This is a genomic window from Streptococcus sp. 'caviae', assembly GCF_001937065.1.
Classification (GTDB): domain Bacteria; phylum Bacillota; class Bacilli; order Lactobacillales; family Streptococcaceae; genus Streptococcus.
The window spans coordinates 329256-347010 of the sequence record NZ_MOWR01000001.1; the positions used below are offsets into that span (position 1 = coordinate 329256).

The window sequence follows — 17755 nt, forward strand, 5'->3', positions numbered from 1 at the left end:
ATTTATAGGTTCCCTTTGGGAAATTCTAATAATAATATTGATGGTACCTGATAACAGGAAATAAATCTGAGCAGCTGATAGGCTATCCCCAGCTCTCCAACCATTAGGTTAAAGACTCTTATATGCTGCGGTAAACCCGAAATCCAGCCATGTTCTGATGCATACCGGACAATATGAAGCAGGTAGCCGGCAATATCGTTCTGGCTGTCCTTGGTGACCTCATCTTCCAACATTAAAAGTTCTAAATTACCCATTTTCCCATGGCAGAGACAATCCGCATTGAGTGCACCGTCTTTTAGTACTGTCTTTTTAGCCATATTAAAGTCCTCTTTAAGCACCTCATTCTTTAGCATTTGTGCTTCCCGATATCTCGTCATTCCAATGCCCGAAGCCCCATGACACCAATAAATAGGCTCTGGAATATTTAACTGCTGTCGTCTCTCCCTATTACGGAAGTCTATCCAATTTCCGTCTGCTATCCTTGTATTTTCAAATTTAATAGCAGAAACAGCTAATTGGTAGTACAGATGATTTTGTGTAACCCTCCAGGATTGCAGTAAAGCATAGGCTATACCTGATATCCCGTGAGAAAATCCATTCAATACTTCTGTCTCGTCAAGATCGGAAATCCAAAAGGTTTCTCCTTCCCGGTTGATAGCCTTGCTGGCGATAAGGTCTGAGATATTTACCAATAACTCATAACTATCATGTGCTTTTTCCCGTTCATAGATATGGCACAGGACGACCAGTAAGCCAGCTAATCCCGAAAGAAAGTCTAGATTGTGGTTCTCTAAAGCTATGTCTTTAAGGTCTGCTATTATTTTAAAGGATAGGTAGCGATAGTGCTCATCTTTGAGAACCAGCCACAAGCTGTAATAGAGATAGAGAAGACCTCCTCTGCCTGTAAAAACCGAAAGACTATCTGTCATAAAAAGCTCTTTCGTATTTTCTATAGTAGATAAGATTTTTTTCAAAACAGAATAATAGTGTTTGTCCTTAGTGACCTGGTAAGCATAAAGGTAGCAGAGAGCGTTTCCTATTAAGCCAGTATATAGAGTTATATCCTGAGGAGAGAGTACCCACTGCTTTGATTCGGTAATATCAATATTTAACCAAGTCATTTCTGAAGCTGAAGAAAAACTCTTTTGCTCAGCTTGCTCCAGTATCTCCTTGGCACTGGAAAGAAGTAATCCTTCAGCGTTTGTGTTTACTTGCTCTTTTATAAAATGATAATCTTCCCCTGATAGCCGTTCCCAGTGTTTATAAGGTTTTTGAATGACAATCTGAATCAGCTGGGTCACAAAATTTAAGTTATCCAAATCCATCTTTTCTAACTTTTCATCAATCGAAGGATTGTCAGCCAGCTTTTCAATCAGATTCTCTTTAGAATTGTAGACTTTACCCTCGGTATCGGCCGTAAAATAGGGAATATCCCCATTCATCAGATCGTATATTTCATTTTCGATGATGGCAGCATCAATATTATCCTTGGCTTCATTTAAAAATGAAAACAGGCACTGTCTATCCTCCTCTGAGCTCAAATATCTAGGATTTGTAGCTGCCCGAAGGAACTTACCATAATCGTTGGTATTTCTGTAGAGCAGCCTTGTTTTTAAATTCCTGTATTGTTTCAAAATAGCCTGGATACTTGTTTTATTTTCCATGAAAAAGCGATAGCAAGTTCTAAAGCCATCTATAATGTAAGAGCTGTAATCTTGAGGTTCTACAGCCTTACCATTAATCCTAGGAATGTTAAAACAATCTTCGCGGAAATAATCCGCCTTAACCAGTCTCATATCGCCTCTGCCTTTGTTGAGCAATTCATATTTTCCCTTTGCAACAGTACCGCCAGAACCGCAAATACCTGAGATATTAAAAGATTCGGTCTTTTGGTATTGTACCGGAAATAGACCGCTGGATAGGACAGTGCCCGAAATTTTTTGATACAGCTGATTAGTGATATTGTTTGGGCCACTCTGTTTATAAATTTTTCTCTGAAAGAAAGTCTCTAAATCAATCAGATAAAGATTCCCCCCAGATACAATGATATTTTCCATGTGTAAATCAGTAATAGAAAACACTTCTGCAATACAAGCCAGAGTGCCAAACTGAGCATATATGCCCTCCACTTCATTCAACGTTGAGTCTTGGCTCTCAACTCCTAGCTGCCAACAGTAATCTCCTTTGCTCAAGATAGCAGGCAACTGAAAGGTTGGAATATCATGTTCCTCCAAGAAGCCGAGAATATCTGACAGCAAAGCAAAAGATTCATAATGTTTCGGCTTATAATAAATTGTTTTATCATGAAAGTCTAACCGGATAACTGTCTGCTTACCTGAATGACTGTCTCCCTGAGAAAACTGTACAGTCTTTAGTACCCCCGAGATCTCAAATTTGTTTTTTAACTCTTCAAAATCAGTGATAAATCTCTTGATAAAGATGTTATAATCTTCGATAACTAAAGATAGTTCTCTTTTTAATTGCTGCAACAAAAATGGATAGCGGCTGAAAAAATCGCTTATTCCTTCTTTGCTACTTAAGTAAGCAGTATAATCTTTGTAGGCTTCTTCTTGATTGTCCTTGTCCTGAGACATATAGTTGATATCAAAAACGAGTGTCTTGAGAGACAGATACATCACTGTTTCAAATGTATGGTTCCACAGAGCTACTTTAAATGCTTGATTTACTGAATCAGATTGACTGTCAAATTGATAAAATTTCTCAGGTAAAACCTTATATTCAATTATAGACACAAAATAGTTATAGAACTGATGATTTAAGTACTCTTTTTTTAATTGTTCCACCATAATTAACCTCTCATCATTTATTAAAATACCTTTCCTAGAACAAAACCTCTAACACAAGATAATTCATCCAGGAAAGTTTATTCCATTACCTAGTAAACAGTGCAAATCACCTTAGATACTCAGCTACAACTGCGCCTCTCATCTTATATATCCTTAGTTTTCTGCTAAGATGTTTCTTCAATAGCAGTCATCAAAAATATTTGGTATTTTTATAAAAAACAATCTATTTTTTCATTGTCGCAATAAATTAAATTCTACACCTATACATCTTTAAACTAGACCCCTTTTGAAATAAAACTAAATCTTTGACGCCTAAAAACTCCTGCCTAGAGGTCACCCTAAGCAGGAGCATACATAGAGTAAAATACCCTATCTGACTTAACAACAGACAAATACTGAATTTGGACACTCATCTGTAATGGTGAAGCTCCAACCATACCAACGTCCACCTGCTGTATCTTTAAGTTCTTGTTCTGATACCTCCTCAATTGTTGTTTCTAAAAGTGTTTTTGCATCTTTCATAATTTAAATCCTCCTTTTTAAAAGATGTTATTGTAAACACGATTCTTAGCTAGCATAAATCAGTTATTACAATAATCAATAAAGCCCTTTGTAAGATATTTAAACTAAACATCTTACAATACCATCTTACTCCCTAAATTATTGATTTTTAGAATTTAGCAAATCTGATTTTTTTTAACTTTTTAATTTCATATTTGCGAATATGGACGTTTCACTAAACTAACTAGTAGAATAAGATAAGAAGGAGGTTCCGTTATGTTTAAAAGATTAGCTACTCTTACTCTATGTTTACCAATATTGTTTTTGCCATTATTGTAATTAATAGAGTAGATATGAAAACTTTACTTTTTTAAGGGCTGGGTAAAAGCTAGCTCTAAACAAAAAACACAGCGGAAACTCTCTTGTTATCGGTACTGAAAGTTTCCGCTGTGTTTTTTACTTCCTTAGAACCTATTCCCCAAATCTTGGCTAGTTTGATAAGAATTCATGCTCATAAAGAAGGGATCTAACTCTGTTTAGGTATATAATTCCCTCTAACATGAGCACAACGTATAAGTATCTCCCATCCAGTCAAAAATAATTTCAATATCGGTCTTGCGTTTGATATAAGCAAGACCAGATTATTCTGGAGCATCTCTTTAGCCTTTTCTTTGAAATAAATCTAGCTGGCGGGAAGTTAATAGATTTGCTTCTGACACCCTTAGCGGTCTTAGCTGATCTTCTTATCTTAGAACTAGCTTTAATTTATAAATCTTGAAATCCCATTCAAATCCTTTCCCATATTTGTAGTGAAAATAGTGTTTAAAAGAATAGAGTCCTCATCTGATTGCTGCCACTAGTCAGTCTCCGCAAAACAAATTCAGCTGATTTAATTATTAGGATTGTTCTTATACTTATGAGTTCCCTCCTTTTGGTACAGATTACAAGAAATTAAAGAGGTATAGCTCATCAATAATATAAGTACAGTTCTTTTCGCTACCGTAGCTAGCATCTGTATTAGTTTTTGTGTAGAAATAAAGTTCCTATCTCGTTCATACTTTTTACTAACAAAAATGATTTTTCGTCTATAATACAATACAGTAAAACACCCCCTTTGTATGTAAACTTACTAGCTTTTTGTGTTCTGGTCTGAACTACTTGATCGTAACTCGTTTAGAGTTTTTTGTGACCTATCCTGCGATGAACACCCGTATAGCAGGCGGTTTCTTTGTTTTGTACCTGACGAAGTGAGACAAATTAAAGTCACTAAATGAAAAACGAGCAAATCCAGTAAGAAAATACCCGTTTTTTGGATGAAATAAGGTTAATTTCTTACCGTTCTAAAACTACTTATTACTGATAATCTGCTTTAAATTTGTTCTTAAATACATAACAAGTGTAGGATTATCTAATTGTTCAATCAATCTAATATAGTTTTCTATATCGCTCAAATCAGTTGTTTCTCCTTTAATGTAAGCCATGACCTTCTTTAAAAAGGTTAAAAAAATTCTTGCGAACATATCTTGATAAGTTAATATTTTTTCAAGATTCTCAACAAAATAGGAAGCGTGGTAAAAATTGCGATGTTCCAATAGAATTAGAATCAGGTTTAATAATACAAGCTCAGCCCGATTTTTATGAGCAGGGAGATTCCTGTAAAGTTTATCTCTATCAACAAAGGCCTTACCTAAAAATACTAAATCATCATCGGATAAAATAAATAAAGTATTGCCAAAAAGATAAAGCTCATATTCCGTCCATTCTTCAATCGCATAAAGATACGAAGTCAGAAATTCCTTTTCTTCAATAGTAATTTCAAAACTTTGATCCAAAGTATAGATTGCTGCTTTAATTACTAACTTATTAAGACGATTATAAATTGCATAAGATTCAGTCCCTTCATAATTATCTAAAATTTTCTTTAGTCCATCAATATCATTTTGAGACTGTAGTTCCATCAATCGCTTACCTGTTTTAAAAAAATCACTTTCCTGATATTGAGTCAAAGCATAGCCAAACTCCGAAAAGGTCATGTGAATCCCTTGAATCGCTAAAAGCATTTTATCAGCTGCTAACATAGTTTGGCCGTTTTCAAACTTTGACAGTTGAGAAATAGACAAGTTATCCTTAGCAACATCTTTTAGCTTTAAACCTCTGGCTATTCGCAATTCTTTATAAAATTCACCAAGTTCGAGAGATTTACCTAACATGTGATACCTCCTAGTAAAAAACAACTTTATAGCACCATAGCCCACGAAATACTCTATCAGTGCTAATTCTAACCTAGTCTCAACTCCTTATAGGTCCTTCGATTCCAACTCTCATTAGCTAACCATTGGCTATGGGAAACTTGAAGAGTCTCTTTTCTGATTAGGTCAGAAAACTTATCTTTGAGCCTCAGTACATGATAGCTGTTGCTGGCTAGCATAAAGAGTTGCTTGAGGGTACAATCAGACAAACCGAGGAAAGCTTTTAAGATCTTAGTCGTTAGTAAAATTCATAACTTGGTAGCCGATTCCTAGCCCATCACCCTTTTATACAATCATTACAACACTACTATTCGTCTTTAGCTTAACAAAAACATGTTACAATTTTATTAAAGCGTTAATATAGATGTTAGTGGTTTGGGAGGTATGATAAACAACATAGCATAAATGTTTCGGTTTCTTTATGCTGAACATTCAATTTATTTAGCAGAGTATCAACAATAACTGATAAAACCTTGCTAATAGCCTTTCTGAATATAGACTTATCCATTTCTTTTGAATCAGCTGCCTTTAATGATAAGGAACCATCTTTTTTGATGGGGTTGATTAGAATCACTTCTTCCGCTTTCAGAAATTTTGCTACAGTCTTTGTTGGCAGCATTATTGTTCTCAGAAGCTGCCGGCTGTTGTAATGATATTACTGCCGCCCTGTCTTTGATTGCTATTTCCTGCGTTGATGATTCAGAATCTTGTTTTATGTTCCTGTATAATTGATTATACAAGTCTTGAGAGGTAATTCCGCTGCCTACCCAGCCAGAGATAATCTGTCCTTTATCAATATACAAAGTTGTCGGAATCGCAAACATTTTTGTCTTTTTCGTTAGAAAGTTTTTTGCTGCCGGAGTAAAATCTTGCCTGTCAGTATTGTAATAATAGAGCTGAGAGCCTGTTAAAGCATTAAATTCTTTTAAAGCAAGAGAAAAATCACGGCAATAATGACAGGTTGGACGGCCAATATAAAGTGTATAGCTGTTTTCGGTATCGTCAAACATATGGTAAACGTCAGCCATACTTACTGCCTTAAAATCAGCAACATTGGCTTCGTACTCTTGGGCTGTCATTGCCCCCTGCTTGATTATTGTCTTCAGCAGAATTGGTCGATTGAGTTACGTCCGGAGTTGATACAGTTTCAGAGGATTCCTGCGTAGTTACAACTGTCTCATCTTTTGTTTTCTCTCTATTACTAGGTGTTTCTTCCGATAGAGCATCATGATTATCTACATTGTTTTGTGATTGAGTGGCAGCGGTAGAATTACTCTCCTCGGCAGCAGGATTAGTTTGTTGATTTTGTCCGCTGCTAACATCATTAAGTTGAACCTGAGTTGTCATTTCAGATTGTTCAATTGTCTGCTGCGTGCCCTGTTCATCTGCATAAGAAACTCCTCCTACCAGTAGCAATAATGAGGATGAAAATAAGAAAAGTGATTTTTTAAATTTCATAATAAATAGTCCTCCTTTTTATAACTATTAAGCAATAATCAATTAACTCTTCCTAACAAAAACATTACATTAAAGTATTTTTGGAAGCTGACGGATAACTCCATAACTAAGTGGTCAATACTGGGACAGGTATGCGGAAGATAGTAAATTCTGCCTCCAACAATACCAGCGAGCATTTCTTTAGGAATCTTGTCATACAATGCTGATGTTTTTGAATCCATATAAACATTTCTTTCTTTGTTATTGGTTATTTAGTTTAAACGGTGTAAAATTAGTACACTTATTTTTAACTTCTGTATGCTAAAACTATAAGTATAAAAATCTGTTGTAAATGGTAGAAAAATTTTTTACTGTCTTTCTTCAATTGAAAGACAGTAAAAAATAATTTGATTTATGATAACTCACTCCTCTGCTTATTTACGAATTTTTTGCTTAAAATAAAAAGAAGTATCACTAACTTCCCTTTATCTTATTTTCCGACAAAGCGATCTTACCTATTAATATTCAATTTTTTAGCTTGCAGATAAGTTCCCACATAAAGAGCCGAATAAACAGCTAAAGCTATCAAACTAATAATATTAAATACGATAAAAAGGCTAACAATATAAAGAGCAATGAGAATACCACCTAGATAGTAGGGCAGATAGCTAAGATCCTCCTTGTTTTTTAATGCACGGTTATTCTTAATAGCTAATATTAAAATGATGATACCAAATACTAAGAAAATAAGACTGTTAACAAGCACCCAAGGCGTAGTCGCCCTTCGGACAGCTTCAATCTGTTCGGCAGTTAGACCGCCTCTTTCAAAAGTTCCATTTTCTAAATTGATCTTATTTATATAGTAGCCGAAAGCACTAAGCAACCCTCCAATAATGTGAAAGCACTCCATAACAATAATAATCGTATTAAGTGATTTGACAGTATTTTTTAGTTTTTCAATTGAAATCATAGAGTACTCCTAAAATTTTATTTTGTTCCCTATTCTATTATAGTAATAAGATATTTGACCAATACAGTATAAGACGATACAAATTAATAGTAATCTAAAATATTATTGGAAGACAATAAAGCATTGTCACCAAGAAAACTAAGATTAGCATAATCTTCAATATTTTCTTAAGAATTTATCCACAGCATCCAACTACTACAGCGGTAATACAAATAAACTTGGTCTTACTGTTAGCAATTTTCTCATTTAGTATAACAACAAATTTCTATGTCATTTCTCTAAAAAATAGGATAAGATATTGACAGCTGAAAACACTGTAAAACCTATAACTGCCAGAATTTTTGAAATAGGCCACAGTACCCAGGCAAGCATAAAGGCAGCTGGCCTAAGTACCAAAGCCTGTCGTCTGTGATTTCCTTTTTTCATTTTTAAACTCGCTCCATTCTTTAAAGATACCTATCATCCCAAACAAGGGTAAAGAGTGGCTTAGCATCAACTACCGCAGATGCTAAGCAAGCTCTCGTACCACCGCCGGCAATTCCAGAAATTATATCCTTATCCATGACTTCAAACGATTTAAATGCTTGTGTTTTCATAATATTTAATTTTAACTGCTTGGCTAACTGATGATATTACCCTAATTTTCAAACCATGCCCTCCTGTGTCATGACTGGTCGTTATTTTGTCGTGAACAGTAAAAGAGAGCAGGACAAACAGATATAATGGCTGTCTGTCCTAGATTCTAAGATATTGAGTATTGTACAATACAAACTTACTTTTTCTTCCAAAATTTTACTACTAGACCAGCTAAATACAGTAATATACCAATAACTGCAAGCGCTATTTACCATAAATAATTTGAAGTCATTAAAACTGTGGCACCTAGAAACAGGATTATCAACGTACATAGAACGGTGATATTATCCTAATTGTATAAATACCTTACTCTATAAATGTTATTATAAGCTCAAATAAGTAATAGCTAAATAATATCATGAATAAAACAACAACAAACGAATAGAATTGTTTATCATTGAACCATTTTCTTTTTTTTAAACAAACTGAAATTAATAAAAAGAAGAAAAAGATAATAACTTTAATAATAAGTTCCATAGAAGTTAGTTATAGTCCTAGAAAAAAGATTCTACAATACCTACTGCGCATCCTGCTGCCATGCCAGCAGGTCCGCCCCATGCCCCAAGCAAGGCATCGCCAGCTTTTCCTGCTAGATATACTACTGGTTAACATTCTCAAAAAATCAGCCCTCTTCTTAAACATTTTACGGCATTTGAGAATCAATCCAACCCGCATAAACTCCTGCACCCGCTGCACATGCTAATGTCACATACGGAGTAGCTGCCGCACAAGCTGATGCACCTTCTACAGCGCCAGCCATGCCTGCCGTAATATGTCTGTACAATCTTTGATTTCCGCCTTGGATGACCTCCAAATCTACCATATTAAGATTATCAAATTTTTTAATACTCCGAAATTCATACATAATAACACCTAATCTTTCTTTATCTTAATGAAACTTAGTATAGCTAATATTGAGAAAAAAACTACTGTAAAATGGATATATAAATAAATTAAAATATCTGAATAGCTTCCCTGACTAATATTAACAATAGGAGAAATACTAGTTATCGCGATAACAACCAATGTTCTCCTGGAAAACAAATAGCTGAGAAAATTAAGAGAAAAATCAATCCATCTCATATTTTCAACTTTATCTTTGATAATAGCTAAAAATAATAGATAAATCATAAACTCAAATATAACACTTCCTATAATTAGAACTAAACTTTTTTCAATCTTAATATCAAGGAACAAGCCATTTAAAAAATTTAAAATCGTTGATATACAAATTACAGTGAGTAACTTAAAGATTTTTTTATTCTGCATAATCTTACTGTGCCAATGCCCAAAGCGCTGCTGCCCCACAATACTGAGCACCTAAAATAGCTCCAGGGAGGAAACCGGCGCCACCAGTAGCAAATCCACCAATAGCTGCACCTTGTATAGCACAGCCACCGATAGCTGTTGCTGCTTGCCCAAATGAAACCTTACCTCCCCCTTCAACAGCAGAAAGCACTTCCTTATCCATGACTTCAAATTGTTCAAATGCTTGTGTATACATAATAAATCCCCTTTTTTCATATTTATTTTGTCTGCTTGGCCAACCGATGATATTAGTATACCCTAATTTTTAAGCTGTGCACGTCTATGTCATGAACAGTTGTTATTTTGTCGTGAACGGTCATTTTGGGTTTATTTACAGAATTTTTAATAAGTATTATTTAATGTAGAAAGAAATTGACCGTGTATAAAATATTACTGCCGCATCTGCCATTATCTCTGTTTTGGGCTTGTATTAGGTGGTAAGATGTTAATAAAAAGATGCGATTGCTATTATCCCCTAGCAATCGCACCATTTGTTATAAACTTACCCTATCTCCAAAGTTTGCTGAAAGCGGCCATGTTTGATACTTGTTTTAAGATTCATATGAGGATAATCATTCAGTATCTCTCTAACATTAGCCAACCCCCACCCTCTGTCAAGTCCTTTAGAAGATTTGCCGCGCTCGTAAAGATCTGTCAGGCTAATATCCTGATGAAGCATGCTGTTTGCAATGATGAGAACAGTCTGTTCCTGATGTTTAAAGTAGGATACCTGTAATTTTCTATCATTAGACTCGGCAGCTCCTTCTATAGCATTGTCCAATAAAATAGAAAGCAGCCGGATAAAATCAAGGAGAGTTAGATTAGGCCTGCCAATTTCCTCAGGAATCTCCACTTTTACCTGAATTCCATATTCGGCAGCCTGAGACAGTTTGGCTGAGAAAATACTCTTAATCGCATCATCTCTGATAAGTGAAAGGTTGCCGATTTCAAAGTGGTCTGACTGCAAAAATCCAGCAGATCCTGCTGCCACCTCTTCAAAGGTTTGACGGACACTGGCCATATCATTGTGCTCAATACCATAGCGAAGACTGGCTAAAACATTAGCATAATCATGACGAAAAGAGCGGATATCTCTGTACAGGTGCTCTATCTCATGACTGTAATTTGTTAGATATCTTAATTCTTTTTCTTTCTGCTTTAACAGAACCAGCTCAAGGTGACTGGTCATTTTTTGATTTAAAGAAGCTATAAAGACAGGCACCGAAATCATAAAGACTAAACTCAGATACTTTCGAATATCCATAGCTGATTCTTCTGAAGTTAGACCAAGGTAGCTGAGGTTGTAGGACAGCCACTGAATGAAAGAATATAAGCTCAGCGTCATAATCGTTGGTTTGATAATGGAAACAGTAACTGATTGGTCTGCAATCTTAAAAAGGCTCTTAAAATCTACCTTCATTACACGTATAATTACTTCATTAATAAAAATAGCCCCCAGACATTGTAAACACGTTATTAAATTTACTGCCAATCCGCTACTACTGCTTGCTATATCAGGATAAAAGATATTAAAAATGTTAAAGACCAAAAAACGTGCGAGAATTTCAAATATAACCTTAGGATAAAGAGCACAGAACCATCTTAACCAACTTTTTTTAGAAAGATTCCCAAACTTTGCTGCTAAAACATAAAGCAGACCGATATCCAGCAGATAATCTGAGTAAAATAACATTCTTGCAGGAAAGTAACCCAAAACTCCTGTAGATAAAACACCAAATCTATATTTAGCAGGTATTTTGATATGAGTTATTCTCTCAAATATTATTAGGATAGTCATTAAAATAGCCGTACGAGAAATGCTATAACTTAAAAAAACAGACAAAGTATTGTCAAGCACTATTACTTTCCTCCATGCAAAGCTTCCATTGCTCTGATTAATTCTTTTATTTTTGATCTGGCAACGATGCAAGTCTCACCATTTGGAAAATAAGCTACACGCTGACTATAATCTAATTTTGTGACATTCATCGGATTAACAGCATAGGAACGATGAGCCCTCAAAAAATGTGGGTCTCCTTCCATTTCAGCCAGAGTTCCATAAAACTCCATATAATCATACTGACCGTGAAGAATCAGTTTATGAGGGGTAGCTGACACTTCAATATAATAAATGTCCTTATAAGGCATCTGAATGCGAGAATAGTCATTTTCAAGAAGAAAAGTCTGGCCGGCAGCAGGCTGATTCAAGTTGCCAACCACATAATCCAAGGCCGCCTTTATCCGCTCAGCAAATTTTTCTGTCGAAACATTTTTATCAATAAAATCAAAAGCCGATACTTGATACTGAAAGGTGAGGGGCATCAGCTCAGAGTGCGTCGTTACAAAAACGATAACCGCCTGATTGTCTTTTTCGCGGATGCGGCGCGCTATTTCCAGTCCTTTCTTTTCCTCATTTTTAATTTCAATATCTAAGAAAAAGATTTGATGATTGCCTTTTTCTTTAACCTCAGCTAATAGCTGATCAGGTTTTCCATGAAGTGAAATCCTGCTCCCTAAGATATGCTGCTCGTGCAGATAATGAGTAATGATGTTTTCTATACGTGACTGCTGCTGAAACTCATCTTCTAAAACATAAACCTGTATCACTAATTTACTCCTGTCCTTTGAATTGAATGTCTATCAGAGAGTTAGCACTGATGAAAATTCAGCACCCATCCAAAGATAGACTCTCCTGCAGATTTCCAAGCTATGAATCACCAGAAACCTTTTCTCCAGCTCTTGCTAATTTAAAATCGACTGTTTTATTTCACTGCTGCTGCAATAATATAATTTTCATTTTAACAAAGGCGTGTTACAGCTTTATTAAGAGGCGCTTGGATGCAGAGTCAGCTGCTAAAAGCGAAAAAGTACTCTCATCGTGTTTCACAAAGACTATTCGTAATTTATCATAAGCGTCTTTTCGCAATGACCTTATATAAAACAGCAAGAAAATATGACTAAATATTTTCTGACATCCAATAACCAATCACGGCTTCTCTGTCCACTATTTACATAAAATTGACAATATCAAGATAAAAATCATACAAAGTTTAGCTATAATCAAAGTGAACTTAATATAATGTTGGGGGAATTTATGAAGTCAAACTCTAAATCAGTGAAACGTTTTGGAATTGCTCTGGCAGCTTCGGCTATTTTGTTTGGTGCCTGCACCCAGTCAGGTTCGATCAAGTTAAATACTGATGCGGTCAACAGTTCAGCTGCAGCTAAAAAAACCGCAAACGGTAAAGATGTTGCTATGTATGACACCAAGCGGCCCAAGACAGAAGATTATTCCAAAGTCAATGAAAATCAGACTAAATATGTCTTTCTTTTCATTGGAGACGGCATGGGTGTTACTCCTGTCACAGCCGCTGAAAATTACTTGGGCATCAGCAAAACAAACAAGGGTGAGGTCTATCCTGATCGCATGAACTTTACAGAGATGCCGGTGATTGGTCTAAAGACCCAGTATGACTGCCACTCCTTTATTCCGGATTCGGCTTCAACAGCAACAGCTTTTGGTACAGGAATTAAAACACAGACAGACACATTGGGACTTTCAGGAGATTTTTCAAAGTCTGCCGATTCGATTGCTGAAAAGGCTAAACGCGCTGGCAAATCAGTTGGAATCCTGTCCTCTGTAACGCTCAACCATGCGACACCGGCGGCTTTTTATGCCAACGAAGAATCCAGGGATTCTTATTATGATATCGGGCTGCAGATGGCTAAAACGAATTTTGATTACTTTGCAGGAGGCTCTTTAAAGGACCGAACGGGAGAAAATGAGGATCAAAAAGATCTCTACAAGGTCTTAAAGGAAAACGGCTATACAATAGCAGACACCAAGAAAAAAGCTAAAAAGATTGATGCGGACTCTAAAAAAGTATACTTGGTTGCTGAAGACCTGCAGGATGATGGTGCCATGACCTATAAAATTGACCAGAAAAAAGGCGATCAAGACTTAAATGATATGGTCAAAAAAGGTATTGAAGTCATGGAAGACGACCCGGAAGGATTCTTCATGATGGCAGAATCCGGAAAAATCGACTGGGCCGAGCATGCTAACGATGCTGCAACAACGCTTAATGAGGTCATCGGTTTTCAGGATTCCATTCAGACTGCTATTCGCTTTTATAAGGAGCACCCTGATGATACCTTGATTATTGTGACAGCTGACCATGCGACGGGAGGATTTACCATCGGCAATGAATCAACCGGCTATGAAACTTATCTTGAGCAGCTGACCCATCAAAAAGGATCGCAGGTCGAATTTGATAAGATTGTGACAGAAGCTCTTGAGAAAAATCCTAACTTGACCTTCGAAGAATTTGCTCCGAAAATTCAAGATTTCTTTGGCTTAAAGCTAAAGGCTGACGCCCCTTCTGAAACAATAACCAATGCTCAGGAAGAAGATTACCTGAAACAGCAAGCCAAGGACCGGCTGCTTTGCTCCAAAGAAGAATACAACAACTTGAAAAAGGCCTTTGAGGACTCCAAGAAAGAATCCGATCAGCAGGATACCAACTACGGCGGCTATATCCCAATTTCGATTACAGCCACAAGAATCTTAAACAAAAAATCAGGTCTGGCTTGGACCACCACAGACCATTCCGGAGACAAGGTACCTGTCTATGCCATGGGATCCGGGGCTTACATGTTTGACGGTGAATTTGATGATACCGATGTAGCTGTTCGTATCGGCGAGGCAATGGGATTCAACGGCAAACCTGCCGGCCCTAAAGATGAGATGGAAAAGAAAACGAAAAAGCCTACAGGCGTAGGACAAAAACCGCCTAAGGCTAAAGAATAACAGTCTCTCTCATTTACTGATAAAAAAAGGGGTAATCGCACATTGCCCCTTCTTTCATAATGGAACACGGCTACGACACTGTGCAAAAAGATAGTTTCTCCCAGAGTCCTGCGACTCTTGGTCTTAAATTCGTCGTAGACGTCTGAACTCTCTGCGCCATGCAGGCATTGAGAGTTCTAGTCGTCCTGACGAGGGTGCGTCAACGAAATCTCAGATTTCTGACTTACCGCTTATTTTGCTGTGTGTCGCTTACGCCTTTGCGACACTATGTTTGGTTAGTCGATTTTACTAACCAAATATAGTTAGCGGGAGAGGCAGCCAATTCACTGTGGTGATTGGCGTTTGTTATCAAGTGCAGAGCACTTAGATAACAATCCTCTGCCGTATCTTAAGTAAAGGAGAACACATGAAAAAATATGCACTGCCTTTGCTGCTCCTTCCTCTGCTTTTTGTGATCTTTGGCAGCAGCAGGGCAAAAAGCGAAACACGTTTACTAAAAACAGAGCCGCGGCTGCAGAAAAAATTTGATGCAGACACTGTCAAAATGCCTGAACAGAAGTTTAACCGCAGCAAACTAAATACCTACAGCGAAATATACAGCTATCTGAAATCAACATTTGGCAAGCCAATCAAAAGCGAAAATACTCAAACCGGTGATGGTATTTTTTTAAAGGCTGATTATTTTAAAGATAAGATCAGCGGCAATCAGTACTTTGTGGCAAGCAACACCATTCCGGACTATTCTCAAAGTCAATTTGTTTATTACGGCATTATCGCTTATTCTCAAAAAGCCCTGGATATCGGGCTGAAAACAACAGACTACTATTATCAAAAAAAGAAAATTTTGCTGAGCAGCCGCTACGATCCTTACATTATGGGTGATGTTGCTATTTCTTACCGTGAAATCCCAGTCACTAAAAAACAGAAAGCTTACGGCATTTCTATTTTCAATACGAAAGAATATAAAACATTCCAAGAAGCTGTTTTAAGCAAAACGGAATAGAAAGAAGACGATGAAATCAATTAAAAATGTTAGCAAAGTTCTTATCATTTGCAGCCTTGCCGCCTTTGCCGTTGTTTTCCTGCTGCTGTTTCAAACAGAGCAGGCAGCTGCCCGGCAAAATTTTGAGCAGATAAACTGCCAGCCGGTTTTTCATAATAGGAAGGAATTCCGCAGCCAATTGCTAAAAGAAGAGCACGGTCATCAGCATGACCATCACGAACCGCAAACAGAAAAGCAGACTGTTTGGAATCTGCAGAAAGCAGACCGTTTAAGACAGAAGATGATGGTTTACCGACCGTCAAATCAGGGGCGTTTCAGAGAATACTGGGTGGGAACATCCCTTAAATGGAAAGGCGTCAGCCTGCCCAACCAGGTTATCAGCAATGTCAAAAATAAGCAGACATTTCATGTCAGCATTGACGGGAAGGACCGCCAGCTGCAGTATTCAAAAACCGGCGAGCAGGCCGGCTGGAATGTTGTTGCCGTTTTTTCCAATCAAAACGATGCAAAGGCCAGTAAAAAACACACTTACTTTTTTATCATAAACGATAGGAAAGAAGCGCTAATTATTGAGCCTGTCTCGCTTAACCGTAAGCATATAGCATTTACAAGCAAGGTCAGCCGCCAGCTGCTTTCTGTTTTTACCAGCATTCTTGCTGAACACTAAAGCAAAAGAAAAGCTCTGCCGGACTGCCTTTACAGGCCTTTAATGCTGGAGAAAGTCATGGGCAGTCGTCAAATCGGTTTTCCTCATTTGCTATCGGCAAATTCAGGCAGAAAGCGGGGCAAACAGCCCCATCATTTGAGGCTGCTCAGCTGCTTTCTCGCTCCACCAATACAGAACTGTACACCAAGTGTCTGGCACTTGGTTTTCTCGTTTTTGAACCAATGTCTTCAAGGTTCATCACAGCGGCTTTTTCTCCCAGCTCTTTAGCCGGAATTTCCATGGCTGTCATTGACGTCTCCAGCATAGCTCCGATCGCCTGACCGGTTAAGCTGATAAGCCTGACTTGGTCGGGTACTCTGATAGACTTTTCTTTCAAGGCTCTCAGGGCTCCAATTCCTTGCGTATCAACCGCCGCCACAATAGCATCTAATGCGGGATTGCGTCTTAATAGTTCCATGGTGCAGTCATAACCGTAAGCCATTGTATTAACAGGATTGTCAAATTCAGCAGTCGTCTCACTCAGTCCCAATTCTGTCAAAGCCTTTTGATAGCCCTGATACCGCTCTTTATAAGGCGCTAATTTCATACTGCCATTGATTAAGCCGATATTTTCGCAGCCCTTAGCTGCAAAATATTTGGTTGCCTCGTAGGCACTGGTTTTATAGCCCACAGTAACGCTGCTGATTTCAGGATCCTGCTTGCGAATAATCTGTGTCACCGCAAGACCGCTGACCTGAATATCTCTCAGCAGCTTTTTATTGCTCCCTGTACCGGCAATGATAATCCCATCAACAAAACCATTTCTCAGGCGGTTCAGATATTCTTTTTCAATAGCAGGATCATCCCCGGTATTGCAAATGAGGGTGGCATAGCCCGCCTTTGTTGCCTCTTCTTCTATTCCTTGGGTAATCTCAGCAAAGGTTGTCATATGCAGATGTGGAATTACAACACCGATAGTATGGCGTTTGCCTTCTCTGAGGCCCTTGGCCAGCACATTGGGCTGGTAACTCAGCTCTTTAACTGCTTCCATGATTCGCGCCTTTGTTTCAGGATGGACATAGGCTGAATTGTTAAGAGCTCTGGAAACCGTACTGACATCAACACAGGCCAGCTTTGCTACATCTTTTAACGTTACCATCTGCTGTTTCCTTTCTGCAAACGATTGTATTTTTACTCTTATTATAAGCCTGAAAGATGGAAAACGCAAGCCGCTTCCTATTTTTAAATTCCTGATAACCATTCCAATAACGATTATAAACAAAGCCATTTTATACAATTTTTTGCAGAAATAGCTCATAATATTGACAGCGTTTTCAGTCAAGAATATAATGTGTTTTGTAAACAAACGTTTGTACAAAAATCATTTT

At 37.4% G+C, this 17755-nt stretch carries 14 protein-coding genes; 3 read left to right on the top strand and 11 right to left on the bottom strand.

The window, feature by feature from the left end:
- Window positions 1-2 precede the first annotated feature (2 nt).
- The 10 genes from BMI76_RS10610 to BMI76_RS01755 all read right to left on the bottom strand — a co-directional run bounded on the left by BMI76_RS10610 (window position 3) and on the right by BMI76_RS01755 (window position 12515).
- Entirely contained in the window at window positions 3-2807 is a 2805-nt protein-coding gene (locus BMI76_RS10610) for a type 2 lanthipeptide synthetase LanM family protein (protein ID WP_075345894.1), read from the bottom strand.
- Window positions 2808-3185: 378 nt separating this feature from the next.
- Entirely contained in the window at window positions 3186-3329 is a 144-nt protein-coding gene (locus tag BMI76_RS01705; RefSeq protein WP_075345895.1) for a type A2 lanthipeptide, read from the bottom strand.
- Window positions 3330-4654: 1325 nt separating this feature from the next.
- Window positions 4655-5518, bottom strand: a complete 864-nt coding sequence (locus tag BMI76_RS01710) for an Rgg/GadR/MutR family transcriptional regulator (protein ID WP_075345896.1) — start codon at window positions 5516-5518, stop codon at window positions 4655-4657.
- 557 nt (window positions 5519-6075) lie between these two features.
- Window positions 6076-6585, bottom strand: coding sequence for a hypothetical protein (locus tag BMI76_RS10615; protein WP_142355021.1), 510 nt, complete (start codon window positions 6583-6585; stop codon window positions 6076-6078).
- Between the two features lie 16 nt (window positions 6586-6601).
- The gene (locus BMI76_RS10620) at window positions 6602-7015 is read right to left on the bottom strand and encodes a hypothetical protein (protein WP_075345898.1); all 414 of its coding nucleotides are present in this window, start codon (window positions 7013-7015) and stop codon (window positions 6602-6604) included.
- Between the two features lie 490 nt (window positions 7016-7505).
- A complete protein-coding gene (locus tag BMI76_RS01730) occupies window positions 7506-7964 on the bottom strand; it encodes a hypothetical protein (RefSeq protein ID WP_075345900.1) in 459 nt (152 codons plus the stop codon).
- A gap of 1279 nt (window positions 7965-9243) precedes the next feature.
- Window positions 9244-9465: a hypothetical protein gene (locus BMI76_RS01735; RefSeq protein ID WP_075345901.1), complete on the bottom strand. Its 222-nt coding sequence runs from the start codon at window positions 9463-9465 to the stop codon at window positions 9244-9246.
- A gap of 408 nt (window positions 9466-9873) precedes the next feature.
- Window positions 9874-10104: a Blp family class II bacteriocin gene (locus BMI76_RS01745; RefSeq protein WP_075345903.1), complete on the bottom strand. Its 231-nt coding sequence runs from the start codon at window positions 10102-10104 to the stop codon at window positions 9874-9876.
- Window positions 10105-10410: 306 nt separating this feature from the next.
- On the bottom strand, window positions 10411-11328 hold the full coding sequence (locus BMI76_RS01750; RefSeq protein WP_180372818.1) for a sensor histidine kinase: 918 nt from the start codon (window positions 11326-11328) through the stop codon (window positions 10411-10413).
- Between the two features lie 440 nt (window positions 11329-11768).
- Complete coding sequence (locus tag BMI76_RS01755) at window positions 11769-12515, bottom strand: response regulator transcription factor (RefSeq protein ID WP_075345905.1); 747 nt, start codon at window positions 12513-12515, stop codon at window positions 11769-11771.
- Window positions 12516-13002: 487 nt separating this feature from the next.
- Between BMI76_RS01755 and BMI76_RS01760 the strand changes: the two genes are divergently transcribed.
- From BMI76_RS01760 to BMI76_RS01770, 3 genes are all read left to right on the top strand, one after another.
- Complete coding sequence (locus tag BMI76_RS01760; protein WP_075345906.1) at window positions 13003-14718, top strand: alkaline phosphatase; 1716 nt, start codon at window positions 13003-13005, stop codon at window positions 14716-14718.
- 406 nt (window positions 14719-15124) lie between these two features.
- Entirely contained in the window at window positions 15125-15721 is a 597-nt protein-coding gene (locus BMI76_RS01765) for a hypothetical protein (RefSeq protein ID WP_075345907.1), read from the top strand.
- Window positions 15722-15731: 10 nt separating this feature from the next.
- Window positions 15732-16388, top strand: a complete 657-nt coding sequence (locus BMI76_RS01770) for a DUF4767 domain-containing protein (RefSeq protein ID WP_075345908.1) — start codon at window positions 15732-15734, stop codon at window positions 16386-16388.
- A 145-nt stretch (window positions 16389-16533) separates the two neighbouring features.
- Here the strand turns inward: BMI76_RS01770 and BMI76_RS01775 are convergent, their stop codons facing one another.
- Complete coding sequence (locus BMI76_RS01775) at window positions 16534-17526, bottom strand: LacI family DNA-binding transcriptional regulator (RefSeq protein ID WP_075345909.1); 993 nt, start codon at window positions 17524-17526, stop codon at window positions 16534-16536.
- Between the last annotated feature and the right edge of the window lie 229 nt (window positions 17527-17755).

Excerpts from the sequence above, each read along its gene's own strand:
- BMI76_RS10610 (WP_075345894.1), bottom strand. The coding sequence starts at position 2,807 with ATGGTGGAACAATTAAAAAAAGAGTACTTAAATCATCAGTTCTATAAC.
- BMI76_RS01705 (WP_075345895.1), bottom strand. The coding sequence starts at position 3,329 with ATGAAAGATGCAAAAACACTTTTAGAAACAACAATTGAGGAGGTATCA.
- BMI76_RS01710 (WP_075345896.1), bottom strand. The coding sequence starts at position 5,518 with ATGTTAGGTAAATCTCTCGAACTTGGTGAATTTTATAAAGAATTGCGA.
- BMI76_RS10615 (WP_142355021.1), bottom strand. The coding sequence starts at position 6,585 with ATGGCTGACGTTTACCATATGTTTGACGATACCGAAAACAGCTATACA.
- BMI76_RS10620 (WP_075345898.1), bottom strand. The coding sequence starts at position 7,015 with ATGAAATTTAAAAAATCACTTTTCTTATTTTCATCCTCATTATTGCTA.
- BMI76_RS01730 (WP_075345900.1), bottom strand. The coding sequence starts at position 7,964 with ATGATTTCAATTGAAAAACTAAAAAATACTGTCAAATCACTTAATACG.
- BMI76_RS01735 (WP_075345901.1), bottom strand. The coding sequence starts at position 9,465 with ATGTATGAATTTCGGAGTATTAAAAAATTTGATAATCTTAATATGGTA.
- BMI76_RS01745 (WP_075345903.1), bottom strand. The coding sequence starts at position 10,104 with ATGTATACACAAGCATTTGAACAATTTGAAGTCATGGATAAGGAAGTG.
- BMI76_RS01750 (WP_180372818.1), bottom strand. The coding sequence starts at position 11,328 with ATGAAGGTAGATTTTAAGAGCCTTTTTAAGATTGCAGACCAATCAGTT.
- BMI76_RS01760 (WP_075345906.1), top strand. The coding sequence starts at position 13,003 with ATGAAGTCAAACTCTAAATCAGTGAAACGTTTTGGAATTGCTCTGGCA.
- BMI76_RS01765 (WP_075345907.1), top strand. The coding sequence starts at position 15,125 with ATGAAAAAATATGCACTGCCTTTGCTGCTCCTTCCTCTGCTTTTTGTG.
- BMI76_RS01770 (WP_075345908.1), top strand. The coding sequence starts at position 15,732 with ATGAAATCAATTAAAAATGTTAGCAAAGTTCTTATCATTTGCAGCCTT.
- BMI76_RS01775 (WP_075345909.1), bottom strand. The coding sequence starts at position 17,526 with ATGGTAACGTTAAAAGATGTAGCAAAGCTGGCCTGTGTTGATGTCAGT.